This window comes from Simplicispira piscis (assembly GCF_054783455.1).
On record NZ_BAAGQN010000018.1, the window covers coordinates 284,694 to 291,079 of the forward strand.

Sequence of the window (6,386 nt, forward strand, 5' to 3'; positions counted from 1 at the left end):
AACTTCTGATCCATGGATTTTCTGCTGATTGCGCTGCTGACCCTTTTGAACGGTGTCTTTGCCATGTCGGAGCTTGCCCTGGCGTCGAGCCGCAAGGCCCGCCTGGCCGCCATGGCGCAGAGCGGCGACAAGGGGGCGCAGGCAGCGCTGGACTTGCTGGACAACCCCACGCAGTTCCTGTCGTCGGTCCAGGTGGGTATCACCTCCATCGGCATGATCAACGGCATCATTGGCGAGGCGGCGTTCAGCAGCAAGCTGGCGGCCTGGCTGCAGGGCCTGGGCGCAGCCGAGGGGGCTGCCAGTATTGCCGCCACGGCCCTTGTGGTGACCATCATCACGTTCATCACCATCGTATTTGGCGAGCTCGTGCCCAAGCGCATCGGTCAGCTGTACCCCGAAACCGTTGCGCGTCTGGTGGCCCGTCCCATGACCTGGGTGGCCCGGATCGCCAAGCCTTTTGTGCGATTGCTGTCGCTGTCCACCCAGGGCGTGCTGGCCGTGCTGCGGGTGGACAACGCCGCCGCGCGCGCAGTGACCGAGGAGGAAATCGTCGCCAGCCTGGCCGAAGGGCGCGATGCGGGCGTGATCGAGCACCACGAGCACCAGATGGTGCAGAACGTGTTCCATCTCGACGACCGCCCGCTCACTTCCATCATGGTGCCGCGCAGCGATGTGCAGTGGCTCGATGCCAGCCACACCGTGGCGCAGGCCTTGCAACTGGCCAGTGCGGCCGGTGACAAGGGGTCGCACTCGTGGTACCCCGTGTGTCGCAGTTCGCTGGACGATGTGGTGGGCGTGATCAGCGTTGCACGGCTGTTGGAGCTGGGCCTGCAATCCGAGGGGCAGATTGGCGACTATGCGCAGCCTGCCATATTCCTGCCTGAAACCCTCAGCGGCATGGAGTTGCTGGAGCAGTTTCGCGCCCGCTTGGGTCGCATGGTGTTTGTGGTGGATGAATACGGCGTTCTGCAGGGGATCATGACACCGCGCGATCTGCTTGAAGCCATCACCGGCGAATTACAGCCCGGTGCCGCCATCGATGCCTGGGCCGTGCAGCGCGAGGATGGCTCATGGTTGCTGGAAGGGCTGGTGCCCGTGGCTGAATTGAAAGCCCGGCTCGATATCCGCGACCTTCCCGAAGAAGACCGGGGTCGCTATAACACCTTGGCGGGATTATTGATGGCTGAATCGGGACGTTTGCCTGAAGTGGGCGAGCGCATTGCGTGTGCGGGCTGGATATTCGAGGTGCTGGACCTTGATGGCAAGCGCATCGACAAGGTGCTTGCCATCAAGGAATCTGCATCGGCATAGGTGTTTTCAATATCCAGGGGTTTCTTTCTGACGCTTTACTTTCGGCGCCAGCAGATTATAAATATGCTGTATATAATGAATCGCGTTACCCCTCCACCTACCCATTGATGAACACCATGAGCAAGTACAAAGAACTCCTAAAGCAGCGCGAAGCCCTTGAAAATGAAATCAATGAAGCCCGACGCCAGGAGTTGTCGGGTGCCATTGCGCAGGTGCGCGCATTGGTCGCCGAGTTTGATCTGACGCCCCAGGATGTCTTCCCCGCTGGACGGGCGCGCAGCGCTTCCAGTGGTACCAAGGTAGCCCCCAAGTACCGCGATCCGTCCACTGGGCAAACCTGGACAGGGCGTGGCAAGGCCCCTAAATGGATTCAAAACCAGGACCGGGCGCAATTCGCCATTTAATAAAAACCCGCTTCGGCGGGTTTTTATTTGGCCGCAAGACATTCATTGCAGGAAATGGTATTGCGTTGTTGGATATCAGCGCCACCCCCACGGCATGCATTGAGGGGACGAATGCATTGTGCCAAGTCTCTCACTGCGTTCTATTTTTGACTTGCGATCACTGATGCGGTTCTTTAAGAGCTGATGCTTTGACTTCGCAAGTAAAGCGGAGGCACTGTATGCGTCAACGCACGCCAGATGAATCCCGCATGTATTGGTAAACGGGGTGGCGTCTGCAGGGCGGCAATCGATTCGTTTTTGAAGGGCCCGTCTTTTTGTGCTTCTGAGGGCAAGGCTTTGCGTGGTGTCCATGCGGGCGAAATGGCAGGTGCAGCGGATCCAAAATAAGCCCTGAAAATGGCTGGGCCATTGCACTCGGGCACGGGAATGCCAGAATGGCCCCACCACTGCATTTCAGGAGTCAGCGCCATGGCCTTTGCAACCCCACGCCCGGCACGCCACGCCTTTGCTTCCACGCTCAAGAGTTTCACGACCGATTCGGGCAAAGTGGGGCAGTTGTATTCATTGCCCGCACTGGCGCGCAAGTACCCGGGTATCAAGCGGCTGCCGGTATCGATCCGCATCGTGCTCGAATCGGTGCTGCGCAACTGCGATGGCCGCAAGGTCACTGCCGAGCATGTGCAGCAGCTGGCCACTTGGCAGCCCGTGGCCGAACGCAAGGACGAGATTCCCTTCGTCGTTTCGCGTGTGGTGCTGCAGGACTTCACCGGTGTGCCGCTGCTCGCCGACCTGGCTGCCATGCGCAGCGTGGCCGTGCGTCTGGGTAAGAACCCCAAGAAGATCGAACCCCTGGTGCCCGTGGATCTGGTGGTGGACCACTCCATCATGGTGGACCACTATGGCAAGAAGAACTCGCTCGACCTGAACATGAAGCTGGAATTCCAGCGCAACCGCGAGCGCTATGAATTCATGAAATGGGGCATGCAGGCCTTCGATACCTTTGGCGTGGTGCCCCCGGGCTTTGGCATCGTGCACCAGGTCAACCTGGAGTACCTGGCACGCGGCGTGCACAAACGCAAAGATGGGGTGTACTACCCCGACACCCTGGTGGGCACTGACAGCCATACCACCATGATCAACGGCATTGGCGTGGTGGGCTGGGGCGTGGGCGGCATCGAGGCCGAGGCGGCCATGCTGGGCCAGCCGGTGTACTTTCTGACCCCAGATGTCGTGGGCATGGAGCTGACCGGCCAGCTGCGTGAAGGCGTGACCGCGACCGACCTGGTGCTCACCGTAACGGAGCTGCTGCGCCAGCACAAGGTGGTGGGCAAGTTTGTTGAATTTTTTGGATCGGGCACGCGCACCCTCTCGCTGCCCGATCGCGCCACCATTGGCAACATGGCTCCCGAATATGGAGCCACCATGGGTTTCTTTCCGGTGGATGAAAAAACCATGGACTACTTCCGTGGCACGGGCCGTACCAAGGGCGAGATCGAGGCTTTCGAGGCCTATTTCAAGGCGCAAGGCTTGTTTGGCGTGCCGTTGGCGGGCGAGGTGGATTACTCGCAGGTCGTGCGGCTGGATCTGGGCGCCGTAACGCCCAGTCTGGCTGGCCCCAAGCGCCCGCAAGACCGCATCGAGCTGGGCAAGGTCAGCACACAGTTTGTCGATCTGTTCAGCAAGCCCAATGCGCAAAACGGCTTCAACCGTCCGGCTGCGTTGCTGCACACACGCTGGCACCTTCAGCGGGGTGACGCGATCGAGGCCGGGGAAGCCCCCGATAGCAAACCCACGCCGGCAGGCGCTCCCCGCTCGGTGGTGGAGATGGAGGGCAACAAGCCCACGTTGGCTACGGCCCATACCGCTGTGCGGGCTGCAGTTTTGACCAATGGAGGCGGCCCCTCTGTGGGCAATGGTGACGTGCTGATTGCCGCCATCACCAGTTGCACCAACACCTCCAACCCTAGTGTGTTGCTGGCAGCCGGTTTGCTGGCCAAGAAAGCGGTGGAGGCCGGGCTCAGGGTGCAGCCGCACATCAAGACCTCGCTGGCGCCGGGTTCGCGCATCGTGACCGAGTACCTCACCGAAACCGGCCTTTTGCCCTATCTTGAAAAGCTGGGTTTCGCGCTGGCCGGTTATGGCTGCACGACCTGCATCGGCAATTCTGGCGACCTCACGCCCGAGCTCAATGAGGCGATTGCGCGCAACGACCTGGTGTGCGCCGCTGTGCTCTCAGGCAACCGCAATTTCGAGGCGCGCATCCACCCCAACATCAAGGCCAATTTTCTGGCCAGCCCTCCGCTGGTGGTGGCCTACGCCATTGCGGGCACCGTATTGAAAGACCTGATGACCGAGCCCGTGGGCAAAGGCAAGGGTGGGCGTGATGTGTACCTGGGCGACATCTGGCCCACCAGCGATGAAATCCAGGCCCTGATGAAGTACGCCATGAAGGGCAAGGCCTTCCGCGCAAACTACGCCAAAGTGGCCACTGAACCCGGCAAGCTGTGGGGCAAGATCAAGGGCGTGAGTGGCACGGCCTACACCTGGCCTTCCAGCACCTACATCGCAGAACCCCCGTTTTTTGCTGATTTTGCTATGGAAAACGGAGCTTCTTCCGCAGATCAGGCGAGCGTTTCAGGCCAGAAAGATGTGGATTTTTCAGTGCGAAGCGCACGCACCATGGCACTGTTTGGTGACTCCATCACCACCGACCACATCTCGCCTGCAGGCTCCATCAAGGAAAGCTCGCCTGCGGGCCAGTGGTTGCTGCAGCATGGCGTGCACAAGCAGGACTTCAACAGCTACGGCTCGCGCCGTGGCAACCACGATGTGATGATGCGCGGCACGTTTGCCAATGTGCGCATCAAGAACCTGATGATCCCGCCGACTGTGGACGGCTCGCGCGAGGAGGGTGGCGTCACCGTGTTCCAGAGTGAGGGCGCCTTGCAGGGCGAGAAGATGTCTATTTTTGACGCCGCCATGCAGTACATGGCGCAGGGCACGCCCACCGTCGTGTTTGCCGGCGAAGAATATGGAACGGGGTCGAGCCGCGACTGGGCCGCCAAGGGTACGCAGCTGTTGGGTATCAAGGCCGTGGTGGCGCGCAGTTTTGAGCGCATTCACCGCTCCAACCTGGTGGGCATGGGCGTACTGCCGCTGCAGTTCAAAGGGAAGGACACCTGGGAGTCGCTGGGCCTCACGGGCAACGAACTGATCGATATCGTGCCTGACGCAGCCCTTACACCGCAAAGCGATGCCACGCTGCTCATCCGCCGCGCCGACGGCCAGCGCCAGACGGTGACTGTCACGCTGCGTATCGACACCCCCATTGAGGTGGACTACTACCGGGCGGGTGGCATCCTGCCCTATGTGCTGCGCCAGTTGCTGGCTGCCTGAGCCATTGCAACCCCATGGCCGACTACGCCCCCACGCCGGAACATGCGCTGGAGTTGCAGCTGCTGCGCGAGCGCCTGCATGAGTCCGAGCGGCGCCTGCAGGCCCTGGGGCGCAATCTGCCGGGTAGCGTCATTTTTCAGTTGGTGCGCGATGCTGAAGGTCGGCGCTATTTCGCCTACATGGGCGAGGCGATCGAAGCCATTGTGGGCGTCAAGGCAGAGGATGTGCTGCGCGATGCCGCCACGTTGTACCAGTGCATCCTGCCCGAAGACTTTCCTGCCTTCGTCGCCCTGGGAGAACGGTCCTATCAAGAGCTGTGCGCCTTTGAGACCCAGGCGCGTTTTCGCCGGATAGACGGCGAGGTGTGCTGGGTGCGTATGGCTTGTACGCCGCGCGCCTGGGGTCAGGGCGGTGTGATCTGGGATGGGCTGCTCACCGACATCACCGAACAAATCCGCGCCGAGGCGGTCACCCGCGCCTACGAAAACCAGCTGGCCGGTGTGCTGCGCCACCTGCCGGGCGCCGTGGCCCGCATCGGGCTTGACCTGGAGATTCTGTACGCCAACGATACGCAGGCCCACTGGGTCGACACCACGGTGGAGCAGATGATTGGGCGGCGCATGCCCGAGTTCATCACACCGGGCCTGATGGAACGCATGCTGCCGTTTATGCAGCGCGCCTTGAACGGCGAGACTGTGGTGTTCGAGAACCGCATCGACCGCCTCGATGGCGAAGTGCGTTTTCGCCACACCACCTTGGTGCCCGAGCGCACCGCCCAGGGGGCCGTGGCCGCCATCGTGCTGTTTGCCTATGACCTGACTGAACTCAAGCGGACACAGCAAGCGCTTTCGCAGCAAAGAATGCTGTTGACCAGCCTGATCCAGGCCATGCCCGATGTGGTGTTCCTCAAGGACGCACAAGGTGTTTACCTGGCCTGCAACCCGGTGTTTGAGCGGTTCATTGGACGCCCCGCCCAGGAGATCCTGGGCCGCACGGATGCCGAGCTGATGCCCCCGGCCCTGGCGGAAACCGTGATTCAAAACGACCTGCGCGCCCTGCAGGCTTGGCAACCCCTGGTGTTCGAGGAAACGGTCACCTTTGCCGCCGACGGGTATGTGGGGCAGTTCGAAACCATCAAGACGCCCATTCGGGACCTTGCGGGCCGCGCCACCGGGGTCCTGGGGGTCTCGCGCGATATCACCGACCGCAAGCGTGCTGCCCAGGAAATCGAACGCCTGGCCTTCTACGACGCCCTCACCCAGCTGCCCAACCGCC

Annotated in this window: 4 protein-coding genes; all 4 read left to right on the forward strand. The window is 61.5% G+C overall.

Annotated elements, in window-relative coordinates:
- Nucleotides 1-12 precede the first annotated feature (12 nt).
- On the forward strand, nucleotides 13-1,311 hold the full coding sequence (locus tag ACYVOC_RS14825) for a hemolysin family protein (RefSeq protein WP_116003143.1): 1,299 nt from the start codon (nucleotides 13-15) through the stop codon (nucleotides 1,309-1,311).
- Nucleotides 1,312-1,427: 116 nt separating this feature from the next.
- A complete protein-coding gene (locus ACYVOC_RS14830) occupies nucleotides 1,428-1,715 on the forward strand; it encodes an H-NS histone family protein (RefSeq protein ID WP_116005928.1) in 288 nt (95 codons plus the stop codon).
- A gap of 468 nt (nucleotides 1,716-2,183) precedes the next feature.
- Complete coding sequence (locus ACYVOC_RS14835; RefSeq protein ID WP_116003144.1) at nucleotides 2,184-5,111, forward strand: aconitate hydratase; 2,928 nt, start codon at nucleotides 2,184-2,186, stop codon at nucleotides 5,109-5,111.
- 14 nt (nucleotides 5,112-5,125) lie between these two features.
- Nucleotides 5,126-6,386, forward strand: a 1,261-nt coding sequence (locus ACYVOC_RS14840; protein ID WP_461162295.1) for a PAS domain-containing protein, incomplete at its 3' end; no start/stop codon positions are given.

What these genes read in the sequence shown, in the direction of transcription:
- ACYVOC_RS14825 (WP_116003143.1), top strand. Translation starts at nt 13, where the DNA reads ATGGATTTTCTGCTGATTGCGCTGCTGACCCTTTTGAACGGTGTCTTT.
- ACYVOC_RS14830 (WP_116005928.1), top strand. Translation starts at nt 1,428, where the DNA reads ATGAGCAAGTACAAAGAACTCCTAAAGCAGCGCGAAGCCCTTGAAAAT.
- ACYVOC_RS14835 (WP_116003144.1), top strand. Translation starts at nt 2,184, where the DNA reads ATGGCCTTTGCAACCCCACGCCCGGCACGCCACGCCTTTGCTTCCACG.